Annotated in this window: 20 protein-coding genes and 3 pseudogenes; 16 read left to right on the top strand and 7 right to left on the bottom strand. The window is 39.4% G+C overall.

From position 1 onward, the window contains the following. Positions 1 to 104: 104 nt before the first annotated feature. From J7E52_RS14865 to J7E52_RS14840, 6 genes are all read left to right on the top strand, one after another. Entirely contained in the window at positions 105 to 1,904 is a 1,800-nt protein-coding gene (locus J7E52_RS14865) for a S9 family peptidase (RefSeq protein WP_214748113.1), read from the top strand. A 1,065-nt stretch (positions 1,905 to 2,969) separates the two neighbouring features. After that, positions 2,970 to 3,290 (top strand): PadR family transcriptional regulator, encoded by a 321-nt coding sequence (locus J7E52_RS14860; protein ID WP_016131412.1) that lies wholly within the window; start codon positions 2,970 to 2,972, stop codon positions 3,288 to 3,290. A 59-nt stretch (positions 3,291 to 3,349) separates the two neighbouring features. Then, the gene (locus J7E52_RS14855; RefSeq protein ID WP_214747850.1) at positions 3,350 to 3,703 is read left to right on the top strand and encodes a DUF1048 domain-containing protein; all 354 of its coding nucleotides are present in this window, start codon (positions 3,350 to 3,352) and stop codon (positions 3,701 to 3,703) included. 199 nt (positions 3,704 to 3,902) lie between these two features. Continuing rightward, on the top strand, positions 3,903 to 4,664 hold the full coding sequence (locus J7E52_RS14850) for an ABC transporter ATP-binding protein (protein WP_214747847.1): 762 nt from the start codon (positions 3,903 to 3,905) through the stop codon (positions 4,662 to 4,664). Then, the gene (locus tag J7E52_RS14845) at positions 4,665 to 5,414 is read left to right on the top strand and encodes an ABC transporter permease (RefSeq protein WP_214747844.1); all 750 of its coding nucleotides are present in this window, start codon (positions 4,665 to 4,667) and stop codon (positions 5,412 to 5,414) included. A gap of 10 nt (positions 5,415 to 5,424) precedes the next feature. Then, the gene (locus J7E52_RS14840) at positions 5,425 to 5,661 is read left to right on the top strand and encodes a carboxymuconolactone decarboxylase family protein (protein WP_214747841.1); all 237 of its coding nucleotides are present in this window, start codon (positions 5,425 to 5,427) and stop codon (positions 5,659 to 5,661) included. A gap of 726 nt (positions 5,662 to 6,387) precedes the next feature. On the opposite strand, the pseudogene J7E52_RS14835 reads toward J7E52_RS14840, so the two are convergent. After that, positions 6,388 to 6,757 (bottom strand): annotated as a pseudogene (locus J7E52_RS14835) (formylglycine-generating enzyme family protein); the annotation flags it as partial. Positions 6,758 to 7,041: 284 nt separating this feature from the next. Here J7E52_RS14835 and J7E52_RS14830 point away from each other — a divergent pair. Together J7E52_RS14830 and J7E52_RS14825 are read left to right on the top strand one after the other, a co-directional pair. Further along, a pseudogene (locus J7E52_RS14830) lies at positions 7,042 to 7,840 on the top strand (DUF2935 domain-containing protein). Continuing rightward, on the top strand, positions 7,836 to 8,189 hold the full coding sequence (locus tag J7E52_RS14825) for an SDR family oxidoreductase (protein WP_214748110.1): 354 nt from the start codon (positions 7,836 to 7,838) through the stop codon (positions 8,187 to 8,189). The pseudogene J7E52_RS14830 and the gene J7E52_RS14825 overlap by 5 nt, the downstream one beginning before the upstream one ends. Positions 8,190 to 8,403: 214 nt before the next feature. On the opposite strand, the gene J7E52_RS14820 is transcribed toward J7E52_RS14825, so the two are convergent. Beyond that, positions 8,404 to 8,559, bottom strand: a complete 156-nt coding sequence (locus J7E52_RS14820; protein WP_214747838.1) for a DUF4021 domain-containing protein — start codon at positions 8,557 to 8,559, stop codon at positions 8,404 to 8,406. A gap of 231 nt (positions 8,560 to 8,790) precedes the next feature. Here J7E52_RS14820 and J7E52_RS14815 point away from each other — a divergent pair, with 231 nt between their 5' ends. After that, positions 8,791 to 9,438 (top strand): lysozyme family protein, encoded by a 648-nt coding sequence (locus J7E52_RS14815; RefSeq protein ID WP_309476892.1) that lies wholly within the window; start codon positions 8,791 to 8,793, stop codon positions 9,436 to 9,438. An 89-nt stretch (positions 9,439 to 9,527) separates the two neighbouring features. Here the strand turns inward: J7E52_RS14815 and J7E52_RS14810 are convergent, their stop codons facing one another. The 4 genes and pseudogenes from J7E52_RS14810 to J7E52_RS14795 all read right to left on the bottom strand — a co-directional run bounded on the left by J7E52_RS14810 (position 9,528) and on the right by J7E52_RS14795 (position 12,049). Further along, complete coding sequence (locus J7E52_RS14810; RefSeq protein WP_214747835.1) at positions 9,528 to 10,079, bottom strand: ribonuclease FAU-1 family protein; 552 nt, start codon at positions 10,077 to 10,079, stop codon at positions 9,528 to 9,530. Between the two features lie 214 nt (positions 10,080 to 10,293). Further along, positions 10,294 to 10,794 (bottom strand): annotated as a pseudogene (locus tag J7E52_RS14805) (VOC family protein). 311 nt (positions 10,795 to 11,105) lie between these two features. Beyond that, positions 11,106 to 11,519, bottom strand: a complete 414-nt coding sequence (locus J7E52_RS14800; RefSeq protein WP_214747831.1) for a VOC family protein — start codon at positions 11,517 to 11,519, stop codon at positions 11,106 to 11,108. Between the two features lie 62 nt (positions 11,520 to 11,581). Beyond that, a complete protein-coding gene (locus J7E52_RS14795; RefSeq protein WP_286197780.1) occupies positions 11,582 to 12,049 on the bottom strand; it encodes a DinB family protein in 468 nt (155 codons plus the stop codon). Positions 12,050 to 12,455: 406 nt separating this feature from the next. Here J7E52_RS14795 and J7E52_RS14790 point away from each other — a divergent pair, with 406 nt between their 5' ends. Then, positions 12,456 to 12,836, top strand: a complete 381-nt coding sequence (locus J7E52_RS14790) for a VOC family protein (protein ID WP_214747828.1) — start codon at positions 12,456 to 12,458, stop codon at positions 12,834 to 12,836. A gap of 101 nt (positions 12,837 to 12,937) precedes the next feature. Here J7E52_RS14790 and J7E52_RS14785 read toward each other — a convergent pair whose 3' ends face one another. Then, positions 12,938 to 13,258, bottom strand: coding sequence for a 2Fe-2S iron-sulfur cluster-binding protein (locus J7E52_RS14785; protein ID WP_214747825.1), 321 nt, complete (start codon positions 13,256 to 13,258; stop codon positions 12,938 to 12,940). Positions 13,259 to 13,534: 276 nt separating this feature from the next. Between J7E52_RS14785 and cdaS the strand changes: the two genes are divergently transcribed. From cdaS to J7E52_RS14755, 6 genes are all read left to right on the top strand, one after another. Then, on the top strand, positions 13,535 to 14,155 hold the full coding sequence (gene cdaS / locus J7E52_RS14780; RefSeq protein ID WP_214747822.1) for a sporulation-specific diadenylate cyclase CdaS: 621 nt from the start codon (positions 13,535 to 13,537) through the stop codon (positions 14,153 to 14,155). A 275-nt stretch (positions 14,156 to 14,430) separates the two neighbouring features. Then, entirely contained in the window at positions 14,431 to 15,177 is a 747-nt protein-coding gene (gene map, locus J7E52_RS14775; protein ID WP_214747819.1) for a type I methionyl aminopeptidase, read from the top strand. 242 nt (positions 15,178 to 15,419) lie between these two features. Continuing rightward, positions 15,420 to 16,172, top strand: coding sequence for a PadR family transcriptional regulator (locus J7E52_RS27285; protein WP_052137416.1), 753 nt, complete (start codon positions 15,420 to 15,422; stop codon positions 16,170 to 16,172). Between the two features lie 113 nt (positions 16,173 to 16,285). Further along, positions 16,286 to 17,533 carry a GTPase family protein gene (locus J7E52_RS14765; protein ID WP_214747816.1) on the top strand — a complete coding sequence of 416 codons (1,248 nt, stop codon included), beginning with the start codon at positions 16,286 to 16,288 and terminating at the stop codon, positions 17,531 to 17,533. A 105-nt stretch (positions 17,534 to 17,638) separates the two neighbouring features. Beyond that, a complete protein-coding gene (locus tag J7E52_RS14760) occupies positions 17,639 to 18,781 on the top strand; it encodes an acyl-CoA dehydrogenase family protein (RefSeq protein WP_214747813.1) in 1,143 nt (380 codons plus the stop codon). 696 nt (positions 18,782 to 19,477) lie between these two features. Continuing rightward, positions 19,478 to 20,152, top strand: a complete 675-nt coding sequence (locus tag J7E52_RS14755; RefSeq protein ID WP_214747810.1) for a C40 family peptidase — start codon at positions 19,478 to 19,480, stop codon at positions 20,150 to 20,152. The last annotated feature ends 103 nt before the right edge of the window (positions 20,153 to 20,255 follow it).

Below are 20,255 nucleotides of genomic sequence, written 5' to 3'. Positions count from 1 at the left end.
TTCTACTTTCATAGCTGACTATTTACTTATATAAACCAGGAAAAATATGGTATAATTAATTACGGATTTTTTCTTTATACTATAAACGTGAGGGGTTGCCAATGATGATCACTTTTCCAAAACCTGATGTGGAGCAATTTTTACGAACTTTTTCCATTGCTGATTTTGCCGTAAGTCCAGATGAAAAACATCTGGTTTTCAGTACCAATTTGAGCGGCAAGTATAATTTATGGGGAATGGATTTGCCAAACTCCTTTCCTTATCCGCTTACATCCATTGATCAAAGCTGCCAAGCACTGATTTATGATAAGAAGAGCCGGTTTATAATTGCTGGTTTTGATCAAGACGGTAATGAAAATACCCAGTTTTACGGGGTTCCTTTGAATGGCGGGACAATGAAGGAAATCGTCCATCATGAAAATACACGTAATTTCATGCCAAAATTATCAAATGACAGTAAAAAGCTTTATTACACGACATCAAGAGGAAATCCTTCCTTTCTAAATGCCTATTGTTTAGATTTAGAATCAGGACAGGAAACGCTGGTACTGGAAGGGAAGGATGCAGCGACCTATTTATTTGGCTTCAGCCCTGATGAAGAAACCTTACTTTACTATAAACACTTTGCTAATACATATACCCTTCTCTATGCAAAAAAAGGGAACGAAGATATCCTGCTCACTCCTCCCACCGAGAAACAACATACAGTGAATGATGGTGTTTTTGTTTCGGATTCGATGATTTATTTATTGACTGATTATGATTCGGACTTTACCTATTTGGCTTCATACAACCTTGAAACAAACAAATTCAGTAAAGTTAAAGAATTGAAGAATGAGAGTTTTACTGCGATTAAATATAGTAAAGAGAATCAACTTTTATATATAACCAGTCAAAAGGGAGTAGAGGATCAATTATATGAATTCAATCTACAAAATGAAGATTGGAGAAATATCCCCGTGCCGTGCAGCGTCATTAATAAGCTTGAGGTTGCCGCATCAGGCACTCTTTACTTATTTGGCATGAGCGCAACCAAGCCTCATAATATCTATAAAAATACAGGTGATGAGTGGGAATCCTTAACTAAATATACTGTTCCTGGCGTCGATTCTAATGATCTGGTTGAACCGGACATCATTACATACCCTTCCTTTGATGGCCTGGAGATCGAGTCGTTATTTTTTAGGGCAAAAAAGGAAAATGACAATGGCGAAGTCATTTTTTGGCCTCACGGAGGACCTCAAGCGGCAGAACGGAAGTCCTTTAGAGCTTCATTTCAATTTTTCCTGAATCACGGCTACAGTATTTTTGCGCCAAACTTCCGCGGTTCTACCGGTTATGGATTGGAATTCATGAAAATGGTAGAGGGAGATTGGGGAAATGGACCACGACTTGATAATGTAGCCGGCCTTGATTGGCTGATAGACCAAGGGCAAGCACAAAAAGGTAACATCCTATTGATGGGCGGAAGCTTCGGCGGGTATATGGCACTTTTGCTGCACGGTCGACATGCGGATTATTTTAAGGCGGTTGTCGATATTTTCGGCCCATCCAACCTCTTCTCATTTATCAATTCGGTTCCAGAAGACTGGAAGCCAGTCATGGATCAGTGGGTAGGAAATCCCGAAAAAGATAAAGAAAAACTAATCGAGCATTCGCCTATCACCTATTTGGAATCCATGATAAAGCCAATGCTTGTCATTCAAGGAGCGAATGATCCCCGTGTCGTCAAGGAGGAATCAGATCAAATCGTTCAAGCGTTGAAGGATAAAGGAAGAGATGTCGATTATATGCTTCTGGAAGATGAAGGACATGGATTTTCCAAGAAAGAAAATGAAATTGCCGTCTATCAAAAAATACTCTCATTCTTAAAGCGATTCACAGCAGTAACAGAGAAGGTATAATCCGCCTCAAAATATTCATTTTATTTACACTTAAATTAGAAACCCTGCCACTCACGTTTAAAGTGATGAAGCGGGGTTTTTCATGTAGGAAAGCTGGATGTTGTTTTAGTTCGGCGGTTTGGGGATTAGTAAAAAGTAGGACTTCCGGATATGCCGCTTTTAGGGGTTCAGCCGAGATACGTGTAAAAAAGGGCAGTAGGCTTGCTTTTATTTCCATATCTGCGAAATACAAAAAAATAAAGAAACACGAATTTTATAGGCTAAGATATTTTTTGGAAGTAAAAACCTTGATTATTCTGCTTAGTGTAGAAAAAATCAAGGTTTTTTATTTGTAGAATGACAATAAATTTATTTAATTTTTGATGTAAATTACTTCACCTCACTTAAAAATATAACAATAAATTCGTTTAAATCTAAGTGTTATTTCATAATCTCGCCCGATAGTGGAAATGTGAAGAACGCGAAGGAGTTACATTAATAATCCTCAGTTATATTACTAAAGCTCCCGAACCCAAAAAGAAAAACGTCCCCACATCTTGCAGGAACTCATAATAAACATTTCCTTTCCTGCTAAGAATATTAAGAACATAGATCACGAAGTTCTTCTTTCATTTCGGGAATAGTCTTTGGAAGTAGGAGAAAACCTCATCGTTTTCACACCAGAGAAACCGGGAACCTACATGTACAGCTGCTGGTTGGGAATGATCCGCGGTGTAATCATTGTGAAAGAAGCATAGGAGGAAGTAAAAGCTCCATAAAGAAAATCGGCTGTATCCAATGAGGATAGCTGGTTTTAAAAAGATTTAGAAAATCCAGTTGACAGTCTAACTACTGCGTGTTACGATATACCAGTAGTAGGTCACACTGGATACCGACACCACTTAATAGTGAGGCTGCAAAAATATTTTTAAGGGAATAGTTGACAATCCCGCTACTCGGTGTTACAATGTACTTGTAATAAGCAATACTTAATAGCGTGATTTCCCAAAAGCTATTCAGTAAAAATTTCCCTTAGTACTAAGTTATACTGAATATAAGTCAGACAAAATAGGGGAGGTTCTGAACATGGAAAATTTAACTGAAATGCTGAAGGGTTCGCTGGAAGGCTGCGTGCTGGAAATCATCAGCCGCCATGAAACCTATGGCTACGAGATTACCCGCCGCCTGAACGAGCTTGGGTTTACTGAAGTCGTGGAAGGGACGGTCTACACCATCCTCGTGCGATTAGAAAAGAAGAAACTGGTGAACATTGAAAAGAAACCGTCAGATATGGGGCCGCCCCGCAAGTTTTACTCACTTAATGAGGCTGGCCGCCAGGAACTTGAATTGTTTTGGAAAAAATGGGATTTTGTATCATCAAAAATCAACGTCTTAAAGTCTATCTAGCTTCATAAGATATTCCGTACGTGTCTTGTTCAGCTTTATAAAAAAGGAGGAAAAATAACATGATGGAAATGTTCAAAAAAATGATTGGTGATAAAAGGGAGTACAAGATGATGATGGCACGGGTTGAAGCCCTACCAGAGGAGTACCAGTTTGTATTCAAGAAAATTCAAAACTACATGTGGAATTTCTCAGCGGGCAGCGGGATGGATATGCTGCACATGCAGTATGAATTAATCGATTTGTTCGAAGCCGGTGCGGCGGAAGGCAGACAAGTGCTGGAAATCACTGGGGATGACGTGGCGTCCTTTGCCGACGAACTAGTGGCAAACGCTAAAACCTATGTCGCCAAATATCGTGAAGATTTGAATCAGAGTATCATGAAGCGATTGGGAAAAAATAAATTCAATAGATAATGCCTACTGAATAGCTGGTTACAAATGTGAATTGCCACCTTAGCTATTCAGTTATATTTTAACTCGGTAATAAGTCATACTGATTATCAGTCAGACTAAATAGAAGAGGATAGGCAATCTAGCTCCGCAGGGCGCTCGAACGGATAATTACGGAGCTCGCAAGCGGCCTTGCTGCGCTTATTATAAGGAGGAAAAAAGTATGAGCAATGCAGCGATTTCTGTAAAAGGATTAAAAAAATCCTTTAAAGACAAGGAAGTCTTAAAGGGGGTGGATTTTGAGGTGAGGCGTGGCGAAATTTTCGCACTGCTGGGCTCAAATGGAGCGGGCAAGACGACGACGGTCAATATCCTCTCGACGTTGATGAAGGCCGATGGCGGCGAAGTAGGTATTTGCGGCTTTGACGTCCAGCGTCAACCGGATCATGTTCGCCATAGCATCAGCCTGACAGGGCAGTTCGCAGCTTTAGACGACATGCTCACCGGGCGGGAAAATCTGATGATGATCGCCAAGTTGCGGGGAGTTTCCAATCCCGCTCAAGTCGCCGACAATCTGCTTGCAAGATTCAGCCTGACCGATGCGGCCAACCGCCGGGCGGACAAATATTCCGGCGGGATGAAGCGCCGGCTTGACATCGCCATGAGCCTGATCGGGACGCCAGCAGTCATTTTTCTCGACGAACCGACGACAGGGCTTGACCCCGAAGCGCGGATTGAAGTCTGGGATACCGTCAAGGAGCTTGCCGGCGGCGGAACGACCATCTTGCTGACGACCCAGTACCTGGAGGAAGCCGAACAACTGGCCGACCGTATCGCCATCCTGCATGGCGGAAAAATCATCTCGACCGGGACCCTTACCGAACTCAAGGAGATGTTCCCGCCAGCGAAAGTGGAATACATCGAGAAGCAGCCGACATTGGAGGAAATTTTCCTCGCGATTATCGGCAAAAAGGAGGAGCTGTAAATGAAAAGCAGAACAGGGGTATTACTAGGGCGTTTAATGTGCAACATCATGCGCAGCCCGGATACAATCATCACGGTGGCGATTACGCCGATTATGATGCTGCTGCTGTTTGTCTACGTATTTGGCGGCGCCATAGAGTCAGGCACGGACAACTACGTCAATTATTTATTGCCGGGAATCTTGCTGATGGCTATCGCATCCGGCGTCGCTTACACTTCCGTGCGGCTGTTTACGGATGTAAAGAGCGGGCTGATGGCGCGTTTCATTACCATGCCCATCAAGCGCTCGTCGGTATTGTGGGCTCACGTGTTGACCTCGCTTGTTTCCAATGCGCTTACTGTCGTGGTGGTTATCCTCGTCGCGCTCTTAATGGGCTTCCGTTCCAGCGCTGATATCCTGGATTGGCTAGCAGTAGCTGGGATACTCGGGCTGTTTACGCTGGCGCTGACATGGCTGGCGGTCATTCCCGGATTGACAGCGGGGTCTATGGAAGGGGCGACAGCCTACTCGTACCCGCTGATTTTCCTGCCGTTCATCAGTTCGGCCTTTGTGCCCACCGAAACCATGCCTAAAATTGTCCGTGCGTTCGCTGAGAACCAGCCTGTGACTTCAATCGTGAATGCGATTCGTGCCCTTTTGTATGAAGGGTCTGTTGGCAACGATATCTGGATCGCGCTTGCCTGGTGCGTCGGCATCATGGTCATCGCTTACTTCTTCGCCAATAAAGCATTTAAACGCCAGTTAGGGTAAGTACACCATTATGGAATTAGCCATATCAATAGTCAGCCGCTGTGATGAATGCATTTGCTATCATATGGAAGGCTGCTTAAATGCCGGGGCAACCATCGATGAAATCATGGAAACCCTCAAAATTGGTGTGATTGGTGGCGGCTCGATCACTTATCTTAACGTGAGGTTTGCCATGCATGCTTTAGAAGTATTTTCAGCGCGTAGTGCTCTTTCGCAGGAGGAGAAATTAAAAGAATATAGCCCATAGATATAATTGACAGTAAAAGAGTAGATTCCGAAGTAATCAATGTCATTAACTTAAGGAACTATGGATTACATTACAGTTGGAATGTGATTCATAGTTTTTTTTCGATTGAAGGAAAAAATTTTAAGGCAGCACGAAAAGAGAGAATTTTTCTCCCTTCAATCGGATTTAAAGTTGTTTCATTTTATTTTATGCATTAAAAGCTTTTCCTTTTGTATATGTGATGCCTGTTTTTCGAACACATTGTCCGTTCATATTTCCTTCCCTCTCGAATAGGAACTATTTCCTTGAGAATCTTGTTGAGCAATCGATTATAGAGCTGCTCCCGTTCCGATGGCTCTTCCCTCAATTTTTGAAGCTAGAGCATTACTTTTTACTTGCTCTGTATACTCTATAACCGAGGCTGTTTCCGTAAGGTAAAATGAGGCGGTAATGTTTGTCCTTGACTCGCTCCAAGGATTCATTCAAAGGCTGAATGGGGCTATTTGATGCTGAAGAATTCATTAATTCCTCTAAGACGGTACTCGATCTCAAGATTTTTAAATCTGTAAATCCGTTTTGTTGGAAGGCCTTTAACCATTCGGATTGCGTCAATAATTCTCTTAAATTATAAAAGTCCATGATTTCTTTTTTTGAGGCAGGATCAAGGTTGGTTTCTGCTATCATATCAATGGATGATAAAGTTCCTTATAGTTTAAGGACCCTGTTATCCTTCACTAAAACTGTAAGTCCGTATCTATAACCAGCAGTCCGGGCTTTACATGCATATTGCCACTCTGCTTCTGAAGGAACCGCTTGATTCCCAATCACAAACAATGTTTTTACCATTTTTAGAACACTCTGCCAGTCCAGCTTTCTGTGAAAGTAGATTACAAAAAGAAATTGCATCATTCCAAGAAATATTCACAACAGGTTTTAGATTCCGATCAAAAGAATTAGGTGATTTATTTGTAATAGCATAGTAGAGATCCGTAGTAACAGGATAACGGGCAAGAAGGAACGGTCTTATTTCAGCTTTCCATTTGCTTTTCATTCTATCATCCCTTAATTCTAGTTCTCCCCCCTGAATTTTCTCCATTGTATAGTCAAGGTAACTCATTTTTTCCTTTGACAATCTACCTTCCTCCTACCGGACTTTAATTGAAAATTTTACCACTTTCAGAACGTTTAAATCAATATCAATATAAGTTTGGGTTTTTCAGATAATTGAAGCGTAATAATCAGGTTAAGGAATAATCGACTCCAAAATCACATTAATTTCTTGGTGAAAGAACAATCGTGCGGGTATAGAACGCCCCATATAATTTATATTAATAAGTTTGTAGGTTTAGGAATATAAATTATAAGTGAGTTTCTTATACTTTAAATTATGGGGGAGAGCAAATGAACGAGTTTTTGGAGAAAACAGCAAGATTCGAGCATCGATTTTGGCTGCAAATCTTAGGAGACCATGCCAGGTTCATCCATGAGTCTTTAGCTCCGGTTGAAGTGGAAAACATTGAAATTGCCTCAGAATTCATTCAAATTTTTGATACTCTCCTTGGTAAAGCCATTTCGGAAGAGATTTCGCAACTTACTGCCATGGCTGAAGAAGAGGCATTAAGATTTCGGGAGTTTAAGCTATACCTTATAAAAGAGCATCTGGTAGGTAAAATTAAAATACATCTTTCACCTTCATTCATCAATCATATGGTGAACGAATTAGAAGAATATTTAAGATTATTGAAATACTTCAATTCAAATCAAATGCCGTCGGTTTTTCATGAACTTCATCATCATTTGCTTTGGCTGTTAGATGCAGCAGGGCATGCAGGTGCAATATCATCCAATATGGATGAAGTTGAAAAAAAGATTAAAAGAGAAAAGTGACCAATATAAAAAACATTTTAATGATTTTTATTTAAAAGCTGTTGAAATGGCTGGATTTTTACGAACCAATCTGTCAGAATTCCCAGCATTGGAAAAAATGAATGCGGACGTCACATTGGAAATTAAATTCTTTCAGCACTTTCTGCTTGAATTGGAGGAGCTTGACCTCAGTGCTCAGGCTCTTGGAACTCTTTCGCCATTAATGGCAGATCATATGTGGCGTGAAGAATGTTATTATTTAACGAAACTCGCTGAATCGACAGACACAGAAAAGCCAAACTGCGATCCAGCGAAACCTAGGCTAGTGGATTAAAAAGTACACATGGGGCCCTATCTATAACCAAGCTGCATACGTTGCAAGTAAACATGCTGTAGCAGGCTTAACAAAAACAGCTGCCATAGAATATGGTCAATACGGAATCAGCATAAATGCCATTGGGCCAGGAGTAATCTTAACAGCGATGGTGGAAGGTTCATTCAGGCAAATTGGCGGAGAAAATTGGGAAGAGGCAATGGCGGATTTCGTCAGTGTGAATCCTAAGAAACGCTTTGGTAAACCTGAAGAGGTCGGCCGTTTAGTCGCCTTCCTATTATCAGGTGAATCAGAATTCATCAACGGGGTGGTCATTCCGATTGATGGCGGACAATCCTCACAATACTAATTGAACAAAGGGAGTGACAATAATAGGTCACTCCCTTTTTAATCGTATCCTTTTAGTTAATGACCAAACGAATTCAAATTGGAAAACACGAAAATTTCTCGGTTTTCGTTTTTTTGCATATTCAAAAATCAGTTCATATGAAACTATATACGCACCTTTAGAATATGAACACATAGAAAAACGCCATATAAACATATATTCAAGAAACCAATCGTTACTTTTCTTTATCGTGAAGCTTATCTTCATATTCAGTTTCCAACATACCATACAGACCATTCATTTCTTGTTCATCTGGATCTGCCCCAAACTCATTTCTATATTTTTTCTTTTTATCATCAAGGATTTCTTCTTTTACTTCCTTCTTGTCCATACATATCACCTCCAACCAGTAGGGTGTCTCATTTGCCGTAATAATATGCACTGATTGACTCTAATCCTTATATGATCTTTGCTGCTTAGTTAAGAGTTGAAGAAGAAATACTAATTTCAATTACTGGTAACCTCATTTTTTTTGAACTATAAATGGGTATTCTAAATAGTTATTACTCTTACTATTTGTTAAGATATAAATATATTAACTTACAGATAACGGAGAGAGAATGTGAAGAAGAAACGTAAGAAATCAAAAAAAGTTTTTGTTATTTTTATCCTGATTTTCGTGTTTTTACTCATAAAGGAGATCATGCAAACCCCCTATTCCGAAAATGTTTCCACATCAGTAAATACGCTTGATTCTTTTGCGAACGTGAAAAAGTATAGTTCACTTCTACGAGACGAGTTGGCTAAATACGGACTTGAGGAGCATACTTCGACATTGATTGCTTTGATGCAGCAGGAAAGCCGAGGACGGGGCGGTGACCCAATGCAGGCATCCGAGTCAGCGGGGCTTGATCCAAATACAATCACAGATCCAACGGAAAGCATTAAGTATGGGGTGAAACATTTTAAGAGGATCAATGAATATGGCAATGAAAAGGGCGTGGATTTTGCCACGATCCTTCAAGCATATAACATGGGAATTGGTTATATAGATTTCGTTGCGAATGAAGGGGGCAAGCATAATGAAGAGCTTGCGAAGAAGTTCTCCATGCTTCAGGTCGAAAAAAACCCCACGCTCTATGATTGCGGCGGAGACAAAGATAATTTTCGATACCCATATTGCTACGGTGACTATTCATACAGTGCGAAGGTATCTAAGAACATTGAGGAGCTTGCCGACAGTATATCGGCTCAAGCTGATGTTGAGTGAGGGAAAACAAAAAGCCTACTTCATTAAGTAGGCTTTTTGTTCATGGTAATGCTTTCACTATTGTGGAGTTCAAAGAATCAAAACCTATGTCATTTGTTGTTCAACCATGGAAGGAGGTCTTTATGTTTATAGAATTTTTCGGATTCTGAAATGATTTGGAAAAGAAGAATATCAATGGAATCAAGTAAAGATTTAAGGGCTTGTTTAACTGAACCACTCTCAAATTGCTCTAATGGCACAGGTAACTCTTCCTCGTCTAAAATAAAATGTGACCCATCCGGAAGCACCAGGATATCAATGATCAAATCCTCAAAGGATACCAACTTATCCGCCATATATGTATTTCTCACAATATTAAAATAAGATCCTAAATAATTCCCTTCGTTATCTCTCCAAATGTATAAATTATAAGGACGGTCTTTCCAATAATAAGCAATCGTATAACTGCCTATAGGAATGGTTAATTTTATAGAACTCGCCTTCATCGTGAACGAATCCATGATTTCATGAAAAAGCACGGCATGTTGTTTTTGTGCTTCCAACAGCAAACAGTTATGTTCTACAACTATGGAGTCGTAGCGGATTTTTCTTTCTATTATTTCATCGCCACGTTGAAGTGCTAGTGTAAATATATTGTCCATTGTTTCTATTTCTCCTCTAAAAACTATCTAGATCATTTATGCAAATATACTTAAGAAACTTTTTCTTTTCTAATAGGGGGTATCGCCAGTAAAAGAAATGCAAATATCAAAACCTAATTTCATACCTGCAATCGAGAAACTATGCTTTAGTTACTTAAAATCGTATTCTTTTCTGGAATGAACACAACTTACTAGATAGTTGTTTCTTAAGAACCTATCCTATAAACGCCTGCTTTAAAGTTTTAATATCAATTTTCTTCATTTGGAGCAGCGCTTTCATAACTCTTTCCGATTTTTCAGGGGCGGAGTCGTTTACCATCTCGGTTAGATTCGCAGGGACAATTTGCCATGACACACCAAATCGATCTTTCAGCCAACCGCACACTTGCGCCTTTTCGTCTCCGTCTTCGGAGAGTTTATCCCAGTAATAATCCAAGTCTTCTTGATCCTCGCAATTGATGATAAATGATATTGCCTAGGTGAATTTGAATTGCGGACCGCCATTTAATGCTACGAATGCTTGTCCTTCCAATTCAAATTCCACGGTCATCACTGATCCCTCTGGCATCCCGTGGATTTGATGTCCTTCATTTCCATAGCGAGTGATTCTTCCGATCTTAGAATTTCCGAAGATGGAAGTGTAGAACTTTGCCGCCTCTTCAGCTTGTGTATCAAACCACAAGTTGGTTGTGATTTTTTGAATTTTATTTTTCATGATTTTTTCTCCTTTATTGTTTTCATGTTTAGCCAGTTTTCGATAACTAAACCTATTATCATGGAAATACGATTTATTCGATCAGATTAAATATCTTGAAGGGACTTATTACTATACATCATTTATCATGAACCAAGAAAATTATATTATCAGGGCTAGGGGGCCGTTTTGTATATTCATTTTTTACTAACATTAAACTAATTCCCTTAATCCTATGCTGATTACAGTATCCTTGCCTCACGTTGATGGAAATACAAAAGGATATAGAAACTTCTCACAAGTGAAAAGTCCTATATCCATATTTCGTTTTCTCAGCTCTCGAAGTTAAATTGCCATTGGATTCCGAATTTATCGGTTAACTGACCGTAAATTTTACTCCAGAATGTTTCTTGTAGCTCTACACCAACCGTGCCGCTTTCACTTAGTTTGTTAAAGATCGATTTAATTCCATCCAAATCATTACCGACATATGCCAGGCTGATATTGTTTCCTTCTACAAAAGGCATACCAGGAAAAGTATCTGAAAACATGATATTGCTTCCATTAATATTTAGCCTTGTATGCATGACTAAATCTTTCGCTTCTTCTGGAAGGGGAAATTCCGGGTTAGGCGGTGTTTCCCCAAAGGTCATGATATTTGGTTGTTCCGTTCCAAAAACCTCTGCGTAGAACTCTACTGCTTCCCGACAATTCCCATTAAAATTAAGGTATGCATCAACCGACATTTATCTCACTCCTATTTTCTTATTTCTAATTCATTGCTCCAAGTTTAATACATAATGCATTATTACCTAACGAAAAATTCCGGTGGTTCAATTCCGAGCGTTCTAAGATAGATATAACCCTGTCCCCTATGATGGATCTCATTTTCCAAGGCATATTGAAGTCTATCAAAGTGGCTTTGTGAGGGACCGAAAAAAGGATCCTTTTCAACCACTCCAAGCATTTCCTCGGTCATTTCCTCCCACAATTTCCTGGTATCATTCCTTACTGCTTCGCATGCTGATACGAGTTCCTCTTTGGTAGAAATTCCAGCAAACGAATTTGGATACTCCCAAACACTAAGTGCAATTCCACGCATATATCCAGTCTCAATGTTCATGATTTCTTTAACCATCTCTGCGAAAGGGCGAAGCTTCCCGGCCGGTGTATAGTGAAATAATTCCTCTTCAGGGAAAGCTTCAACCACCCGCATCGTCAATCTTCTGTTGCCTTCCAATATATTTAACAAACCCTCTTTTGATAGAACCACCATTTCACTCTCCTTTGAGAAATACTCTGTATAGAAGTTCTGGGAAAAATCGAAATGTCCTGCAAATTTCTGTATATAAAGATTGCATAGCTTTTATTAACTGCCGGGGCAGACTTATAATTAACACTTAGATAATCAATAAAGGGGAAATGTACTCCAAAAAGAGAGATAGAGTTCTAGTACGATTAACTGTGGTAACGCAATGTCTGGAAGGGAATTCGACACATACAGATTTCAATTTTACAGGTTTCAAAAACCCTCCCCAAAGCGGAAAAATTCATTTTGGTAAATATTGATTAAATCTTGCATTTATTATACGATTCAATTAGTTATATATTTCCAACCAACAATATGCTCATACATAAAGGATACCTTTAATAACAGAACCAGCAGAAAGGGAGAGAAGCAAATGATTAATAAGGTCGGTCAAATTATGTTATATGTAAATAACCAAGACGAGTCATTGAAATTTTGGACGGAAAAATTCGGTTTTAGCGTAATTTCTGAAGAAGATAACGGCCAAGGGCTAAGATGGATTGAAATAGCCCCAACAAAGGAAGCACAAACGAGTATCGTCCTGCATAATAAGGAATTCATTGCTAAAATGCAGCCTGAATTAAATCTTGATACACCATCGTTAATGTTTTACTCGGATAATCTTGATGAATTATATAAAGACTTTTCAGAGAAGAATATCAAAGTGGGAGAACTTGTAAATATGCCGACTGGAAGAGTTTTTAATTTTGCTGATAATGAAGATAATTACTTTGCGGTCATGGAAAAGAAGTAGCTCTTTTGGATAAAGATTTAAAAAAACATCAAAACGACTAGAAAATCTATTTTTAGTCGTTTTGATGTTTTTTGATTAAACTACGACACTTATGAAACTATTCAGTCAGCAGGCCTTGGCCCAGCAGGAATTCCTGAGTTTTCCACTGTCTTGATCGGCCGAACGGTTATGTCTCCACTCACGTAAATTTGACAAGATAAACGCAAATGATCTTCCATTCCTTTTTCCTCGAAGATCTTTTTTTCTTTATGTGTGACCTCCAAGAAATCACCTGCCAATATTTCAACTCTGCAAGATGTACATTTAGCCTTCCCGCCGCATCGGTGTAGAATATTTATACCGTTATCTTCCAGTGCTAATACTAATTTTTTTCCCATTTCAACTTCAAATGTTCCTTGGTCAAATACTGTCACATAAGGCATCTAATACCACCTCTTATAAAGGATAACTTTCAATAGGTCATTAACATATCTATTCTTATACCTTGTCCATATGACATAAAAAAATGTGAAGTCATTACTTAATTGATAGTAAAGATGAATAATTAATTATCGTGAAGACAAACTTTAAGTAGTATTCATAATTATTAATTTTCCAAGGCATAAATAGAGCTACGGAAAATAAGAATGGTTTTTTAGAGGCCAATTAAGATTCATTGAAAAAAAGAGAGTGAAATAATATAAGGGAGGTGCATGCCTGTGAATAATGGCAATTGTGATTTTTCACCAATGAAACAAATGTTAAAAGAGGATTTACGCCAAGTAATATCGGCATTACAGGATAACTTGGAAGCAATGGGTGATGAAAATTATTGTCTTCTTGGAAATTTCGAGAAAATAAAGGATAAATTTATCTACATCGATATGAAAGCGGCAACCTTTTATTTGAACTGTTATTTGTCACCGTTTACGGACAAATATCCCGAATTATCAATTTGCGTCCAAAATTTATCGAATTCGAGACATGGCGGGTTGATTGTGATTCAACGGGGAAACCCTCTTGATTCATTGATTCAACCCGGTATTTCAATAGGAGCTGAGTTAACCCATTCTTTATTGGAATCAATTTTTTTTCCTGGAAATCCACTGCATGATGGTGCCGTTTTGGTTAATAAAAATCAGATTGTTTCCGCAGCAAATGTCCTTCCGCTTTCAGACAGATCAACAGGGGGAAAAAAACTTGGAACACGCCATCGCTCTGCATTAGGTTTATCTGAACGAAGTGATGCCCTTGTATTGGTAGTATCAGAGGAAACAGGAAGAGTTTCATTTGCGTTAAATGGGAATCTGTACCCCGTTAATGCACATGGGCCTATATAGAATTTTTGAGATAATTAAGTCCCATGGTGATTGTAATGTTCTAGGTAATTCACACCTGGAATATTCAATTGTGTAAAAAAATAAACGCTGACTTCCATTTTTAGCACCTTTGTAATTGAAAGCTTTTTTTCTTGGAATCACAGGTACAGAAAAGGTCATGAATTAATTAACCCGGTGAAATTCACCGGGTTTTTGGTTGCTTTTTATATAAAAAAAGGCATATGATAAACAAGGAGTCTCAATCAGAAAAGTTATAAAACGAAAGAGGATTTTAAATGATAACCATTAAAAGTGAACGAGAAATAAATTTGATGCATGAAGCGGGCAAACTTCTTGCTGCGACGCATAGAGAAATTGCAAAGATGATAAAACCGGGCGTCACGACTTGGGAAATCGAAGAATTTGTCGATAAGTACTTGGCAGAGCATGGTGCTACACCTGAACAAAAGGGCTATAACGGCTACAAATATGCAACATGTGCGTCAGTGAATGATGTAATTTGTCACGGCTTTCCGCAGAAGAAAGCCCTTAAAGAGGGAGACATCGTTACGATTGATATGGTGGTGAACCTTAACGGCGGTTTGGCGGATTCCGCTTGGACATATGCGGTCGGTGAAGTTTCCGATGAAGCTCAGCGTTTAATGGATGTAACCAAGAATGCTTTATATAGGGGCATCGAAGTTGCACGGGCAGGAAATCGTCTCGGGGATATCGGGCATGCAATCCAGTCATATGCAGAAGGTGAAAAGTTTTCTGTTGTCCGCGATTTTACAGGTCACGGAATCGGTAAAACCATGCACGAGGACCCGACTGTCCTACATTATGGCAAGCCAGGTAAAGGTGCCCGTCTAAAAGAAGGTATGGTCATCACGATCGAGCCAATGCTGAATGAAGGAACATGGCATATGAAAATGGACCAAGACGGTTGGACGGCGAGAACGGCAGATGGAAAGCTTTCCGCTCAATATGAACATACCCTTGTCATTACAAAAGGAGATCCGATCATTTTAACGGAACAGTAAACCAAAAGAAGAAACGGCCTTATCATGGGCCGTTTCTTCTTTTTATTTAAAACTATTTTATAATAAACCTCGACAGAATATTCAGAATTCAATCCATCCCACAATAGATCGAACCCGAAAAATTAGTACTAGGCATTTAGGCATTAAAAACTTTACTATTATGTGGCAGCACAGGATAATAAGGGGAAGGAAGAATACATAATGATGTGTTATATAAACAATATATAAAGGGGGTTTTGACAGTGAAGAAAGGGGAGAAACTGTCTGCAACGGTTGAAACGGTTGGGTTGAGCCAGCGGGAATTTTTAACGATTTTCTTACTTCACTCTTTGAGAATAAAAGCGAATTATCCAAGGGCAATTCATCAGGACCTGAAAAATACGTTCACAGGTAAAGTGCATAGCTATGACTACTTATGTAAAATATCCAATACGCTAGTCGAATCCAACCATTTATCCTTATATACGAATAAGGGAAGAAATTATTATCAAATAACGGAAAAAGGCAAAGAGCTTTACATATGGTACCAAGAAAATTTCCTGGAACGGTTTTCCGAAGTGAAAAAGGTCATTGATCGCTTCATGTTCGACTTAAGGGGATCTGGTGAAAACCCGCCGGTTGTTAATGAGCTTCCAGAAGAATACAGGTCGTATTTCTCGAAAATAATATCGGTGAAGGACCTTGTCCGTTATGTAACCTTAAAAGCCGCTTTCACTAAGAAGCCGATTTACATGGGGGAAATTGGCGATCTGCTTAAAAATCAGTTCGGTTGGATCGCTTCTAACGGTTATTTATACGATTTATCTCATGAAATGGAAGAGAACGGCCTTCTTGTCGGCAGGTGGGAAAGTGAAAAACGAACTAAACGGTATTTACGAATCACCGATGAAGGACAGCATCATTACAAACAGATTGCGGATTCTGCCGCCTTTCAAGTCCAGGAAATCCAAAAATACATGGCCAGTGTCGTTATGTTCTTAAAAGAAAAGAGTTAACAGAAATGGGGCCCCTTAATTTTGCAAGGAGAATGAAAGAAGTTACATGCTTAAATTGAATCGTTCAAGGGTAAATGTTACTTAAAACACTTCTTAACAAGGGGGAATGAGTGATGGTGGAAAAACACGGTGAAATGGGAAGCATATTCAGTTTCATTAAAGGCCAGGTAGATAAGCTGCCCATTTCACAAGCGAAAAAGAACAAAATGCTCGACCAGCTTTTAAAGCTTAAAACGATGACAGTTGATGCAAGGGAACCGCGAATTGCTCTTGTCGGAAGGCGAGGGTCTGGCAAATCATCACTGATCAATGCGATGTTTGGTCAGGAACTGCAATATGTCAGTTCCGTTAAATCTGGAACGGGTAAGGGAAAATGGCTATGGTACCCGAGTGATGCCGAGCCCAAAATCCGTTTGCTGGACTCACGCGGGCTGGGGGAAAGTGAAGCTCCTACGGAGAAGTTCGAAGAAGAAACACCAATGGATGAATTGATAAAAGCGGTAACAGAAGAACAGCCTGATGTGTTTCTTTTCTTGATTAAAGCAAAAGAAACGGATTCTCGGATTGAAGAAGATTTACAAGAATTGAAGAAGCTGCGCAAGATCGTTAAAGAGAATCACCATTATGATGTACCCGTCATCTGCGTGATCACCCAAGTGGATGAATTAGATCCGCCACAAGATAAGCAAGCACCTTTTGATGCCAATCCTAAGAAAAAACAGAATATTGATGAAGCCATCGCTTTGATGTCAAAACGATTTAAAGAAAGTGAAATACCGCTTTTGAACATCATTCCTACTTGTTCGTATATTGATTTTGATGAAAACGGAAATATTGAATATGATATGCGTTGGAACATAGATTTGCTTTCTGATTACTTGATTGAGGCCTTACCCAGTGAAGCGAAGCTGAAGACCGCCAAAGCGATGCAGAGCCAATTCGTTAAGAAGAAATTCGCGCGGACTATAGTGGGAACGTTTACGGCAATCGCCGGTTTAATCGGTGCAGAGCCAATACCTTTTGCCGATTTTCCCATTTTGACCGGCATTCAAGGTTTGATGATTGTGGTGATTGGTTTTATCGCGGATAAAGAAATCAATACAAAAACGGCAAGTGAATTCATTGCAGCATTAGGGATCAATGTCGGAATCGGTCTCCTCGTCAGGGAAGGTGTCAGGGCTGCAGTCCGTTTCATCCCAGGAGCCGGCCTAGCCGTTTCCGGTGCGGTTGCGGGCGCAGTCACATATGGAATCGGGCAAGCAGCGATAGCTTACTTTCTCGAAAACAAGAATATTGATCAGGCGAAGGAAGCTTACAAGAACGCGAACAAAGAATATAAAAATGAAGACATTGACTCTTAATGGGCAGATTCAACCATAAACTACACTAAGGTGATATGATAAAGTGGAGTTTGCAGTTCTGTTTCTGCTGCTGGATTTTTGTTTACTACAGGAGGGATGATCTTCATGTCGTTTTTTCAATCACAGAAGCAAAAAGAATATATACAAAAATTAGAGGAAGCGATTCAGTCTTTTTCCGGCCGATCTGAAGCACTTGATGATTCAAAGGGATTTCCTTTTGAAAATATTCAGGAGTTAAAGGAATTCGGATATCCCCAATTAACGTTAGCAAAAGAGGATGGAGGGTATGGCGGTTCCTTATATGATTTTCTCCTATGCCAAGAAAAAATAGCTCAATATTGCGGCCCAACATCCTTAGGAATAGGCTGGCATGTCGGAACGGTCCTCTCCTTAACGGAGAAAAGACCATGGGAAAAAGAAGTCATGAATGAATTGTTTGATGAAGTGTCGAAAGGCGCTCTAATCAATACGGCTGCATCTGAAGATGGAACGGGAAGCCCGACGCGCGGTGGCCGACCGGAAACGATCGCTATCAAAAAGGGCAAACAATGGAATTTGAATGGCAGAAAGACTTTTACTACACTCTCTCCCATCCTTGATATTTTTCTTGTAACGGCATGGGTTCCCGAGGATGAGTGTTTAGGCACATTTTTAGTTCATCGTGATGTAACGGGTGTAAGTATAGAAGAAACTTGGGATATGATCTCCATGCAGGGGACAGGAAGTCATGATTTGGTGTTAAATGACGTCTCGTTGCCTGAAAAGTACTATGTCATGAAAAGCAATCCTGGTGAAAAAAGAAAACCTGAAGCGTGGCTATTACATATACCGGCTTGCTACTTGGGAATCGCAGTGGCTGCCAGAAATTATGCAGTCGAATTCGCGAAAACCTATTCTCCGAATAGCTTACCAGGACCAATCAGGGACCTTCCGAATGTTCAACGGACAATTGGGGAGATGGAACTGGAATTGAGCGAAGCACACCATTTCCTCTACTCTGTCGCCGAAAAATGGGTGCGTCAGCCTGAAGATCATGAGGAATTATCGAAGCAATTGGGCGCTGTTAAGTTATCCGTCGTCAACAAATCGATTTCCATCGTCGATAAAGCGATGAGAGTCGTCGGAGCCAAAAGTTTACAACGAAACAATCCACTGCAACGCTACTACAGGGATGTACGCGCGGGTCTTCATAATCCTCCTATGGATGATGCGACAATAACCAATCTCGCAAAATCAGCTCTTTATTAAGTGCGTACTCGCATATTTTAGATGGCACTGAAATGACTTCGTCGTTTCAGTGTTTTTTCCTGTTCATCTTCTAACATTAAATTATGCTTTCGTTTCAAGTGCAGTTTTAAGGTGGGGGCTAGTAGCTATTAGGTGTAGCCTTTACGACTTCTGGAGTGTGGGGAAAAATAGAACTAAACATTTATAAAGTTAAGGTTAGAAATACCAGGTATTCACAACTTAGGAACAAACAAACATCTGAACGAGTTAAATGGACTCAAATGCAAAATAAAAAGAGTCAGGAAAAATACTACCCAAACATTATTTGAAAGCTACCAGATGATTTGAAGTAAGCTCTGTCGAGATGAATCTCTACAGAGCTTTTCTTCAATTTTTTTGTTGGATAAAAGTCGAAATTATGCAGATATTGGTTTTACATTTAACCATAGGATAATTTTATTTGTTGGAGATATTCAAATTGCTTATTGTATGGATTATCTTCGTAAGATACCCACGAATTTAAAGTTCTGTAATTAATTTTAAGGTGAACTACAGACATATCAATTCCGATAGATGTTTGGGGTATTTTACGTGTTTTGTCATTTCTGCACAAATCCTGCATAATTTTGTAATGATAATGTAAATTCAGGAAAATGTGTGTGTCACTTAAGGATGATAAAATTATAAAAAAGAGATTTCATCGGGGGAAAATAGTAAATGAAAAAAATTATAGCTTCAGTAGTAGTGACTGGATTGTTACTATCAAATCCGTTGGTTAGTAATGCTGCATTAGGAGATCGTACGTTAAAAAGTGGAATGACACATACCGAAGTAAAACAATTACAAGGGGTTTTAAAGGATAGAGGGTACTTCACTAATAAAAACACCACTACATATTTTGGGACAATCACTAAAAGTTCGGTAGTGAAATTTCAAAAAAGTAAGGGCTTGAAAGCTGACGGTATTGTAGGTCCGAATACATTTAAGGCTTTGGGGATTAAGAAAAACGCTGCTCAAAAGGCAAACGGTAATTCATCTACTAATCTGGTAAATAACGCTAAAAAATATTTGGGTGTACCATATGTATGGGGAGGGAGTACGCCAAAAGGTTTTGATTGCAGCGGATTTTTAAACTATGTTATCGAAAAAAGTACCGATGTGACTTTGCCTAGAACTGTTGCGGAAATATATAAGAAGGGGAATAAGGTTTCTTCGCCAAAAGTTGGGGATCTTGTTTTTTTTGAAACCTATAAACCTGGCGCCTCTCATGCGGGCATTTATATCGGAGGAAACCAATTCATTCACAGTTCCTCCTCTAAAGGTGTAAGTATTACTTCGATGAATAATAGCTATTGGTCAGAAAGATATTTAGGTGCAAAATCATATAATTGATAAGGTGACTTTTAACTTTTATGACATTAAGCCGAGTTCTTTTATCAAAGGACTGGCTTTTTTTTCATTAATCTACAAATAGGTTTTAAATTTGATGGTAAAG

The sequence above is a fragment of the Bacillus sp. ISL-34 genome (assembly GCF_018613325.1).
GTDB lineage: Bacteria > Bacillota > Bacilli > Bacillales > DSM-1321 > Peribacillus.
This window is presented reverse-complemented; position numbering and strand designations above follow the sequence as displayed.

What these genes read in the sequence shown, in the direction of transcription:
- J7E52_RS14865 (WP_214748113.1), top strand. Translation starts at nt 105, where the DNA reads ATGATCACTTTTCCAAAACCTGATGTGGAGCAATTTTTACGAACTTTT.
- J7E52_RS14860 (WP_016131412.1), top strand. Translation starts at nt 2,970, where the DNA reads ATGGAAAATTTAACTGAAATGCTGAAGGGTTCGCTGGAAGGCTGCGTG.
- J7E52_RS14855 (WP_214747850.1), top strand. Translation starts at nt 3,350, where the DNA reads ATGATGGAAATGTTCAAAAAAATGATTGGTGATAAAAGGGAGTACAAG.
- J7E52_RS14850 (WP_214747847.1), top strand. Translation starts at nt 3,903, where the DNA reads ATGAGCAATGCAGCGATTTCTGTAAAAGGATTAAAAAAATCCTTTAAA.
- J7E52_RS14845 (WP_214747844.1), top strand. Translation starts at nt 4,665, where the DNA reads ATGAAAAGCAGAACAGGGGTATTACTAGGGCGTTTAATGTGCAACATC.
- J7E52_RS14840 (WP_214747841.1), top strand. Translation starts at nt 5,425, where the DNA reads ATGGAATTAGCCATATCAATAGTCAGCCGCTGTGATGAATGCATTTGC.
- J7E52_RS14820 (WP_214747838.1), bottom strand. Translation starts at nt 8,559, where the DNA reads ATGGACAAGAAGGAAGTAAAAGAAGAAATCCTTGATGATAAAAAGAAA.
- J7E52_RS14810 (WP_214747835.1), bottom strand. Translation starts at nt 10,079, where the DNA reads ATGGACAATATATTTACACTAGCACTTCAACGTGGCGATGAAATAATA.
- J7E52_RS14800 (WP_214747831.1), bottom strand. Translation starts at nt 11,519, where the DNA reads ATGTCGGTTGATGCATACCTTAATTTTAATGGGAATTGTCGGGAAGCA.
- J7E52_RS14795 (WP_286197780.1), bottom strand. Translation starts at nt 12,049, where the DNA reads ATGGTGGTTCTATCAAAAGAGGGTTTGTTAAATATATTGGAAGGCAAC.
- J7E52_RS14790 (WP_214747828.1), top strand. Translation starts at nt 12,456, where the DNA reads ATGATTAATAAGGTCGGTCAAATTATGTTATATGTAAATAACCAAGAC.
- J7E52_RS14785 (WP_214747825.1), bottom strand. Translation starts at nt 13,258, where the DNA reads ATGCCTTATGTGACAGTATTTGACCAAGGAACATTTGAAGTTGAAATG.
- map (WP_214747819.1), top strand. Translation starts at nt 14,431, where the DNA reads ATGATAACCATTAAAAGTGAACGAGAAATAAATTTGATGCATGAAGCG.
- J7E52_RS14765 (WP_214747816.1), top strand. Translation starts at nt 16,286, where the DNA reads ATGGTGGAAAAACACGGTGAAATGGGAAGCATATTCAGTTTCATTAAA.
- J7E52_RS14760 (WP_214747813.1), top strand. Translation starts at nt 17,639, where the DNA reads ATGTCGTTTTTTCAATCACAGAAGCAAAAAGAATATATACAAAAATTA.
- J7E52_RS14755 (WP_214747810.1), top strand. Translation starts at nt 19,478, where the DNA reads ATGAAAAAAATTATAGCTTCAGTAGTAGTGACTGGATTGTTACTATCA.